Genomic DNA, 485 nt, shown 5'->3' on the forward strand with positions numbered 1-485 from the left:
CAGTATGCACAGCTTGGTTGGCCGAAAAAGACGATAGCAGTTTCTTGACCGTCAATGATTTGAAGAAGTTCGTCAGGTGTGGTTGGGATGAAGACAGCGACGTGTTGTGCAAAGGCTGCCAATTCTTCATGAGTAGGTTTGGGCGTGGGAATAAATTTGAGGTAGGCCGTCTGAAGGCTTCAGACGGCCTGTTACCAAGGTATAAGGACTTGATTTTTCGTAATAGTTCGCGCAATGCTTGGGCACGGTGGCTTTCGGCATTTTTGATTTCAGGGTCAAGCTCGGCGGCGGTGCAACCATGTTCGGCCAGCTAGAAATGCGGGTCGTAGCCGACGCCGTTTGTACCGGCTGCTTCTGCCTGCCATTGTCCGCGCCAGATGCCTTCGGCGATGCTGGGTTGCGGGTCGTTTTCATGACGGACACGGACGAGGACGCAGACGTAGTAACAGCTTTTATCGTCTTTATCGGCCCTGTCTCTTCTACAC

At 52.4% G+C, this 485-nt stretch carries 1 protein-coding gene and 1 pseudogene; both read right to left on the bottom strand.

The annotated features are described in order from the left end of the window. Nucleotides 1-126: 126 nt before the first annotated feature. Nucleotides 127-261, bottom strand: a complete 135-nt coding sequence (locus ACTHTY_RS11675; protein WP_440367792.1) for a hypothetical protein — start codon at nt 259-261, stop codon at nt 127-129. Continuing rightward, a pseudogene (locus tag ACTHTY_RS11680) lies at nt 212-485 on the bottom strand (non-canonical purine NTP pyrophosphatase); the annotation flags it as partial. The pseudogene ACTHTY_RS11680 and the gene ACTHTY_RS11675, both read right to left, overlap by 50 nt.

This window comes from Neisseria sp. P0019.S002 (assembly GCF_051957155.1).
In the GTDB taxonomy this organism is placed as follows: domain Bacteria; phylum Pseudomonadota; class Gammaproteobacteria; order Burkholderiales; family Neisseriaceae; genus Neisseria; species Neisseria perflava.

Coding starts and splice junctions, on each gene's coding strand:
- ACTHTY_RS11675 (WP_440367792.1), bottom strand. CDS start 261: ATGCCGAAAGCCACCGTGCCCAAGCATTGCGCGAACTATTACGAAAAA.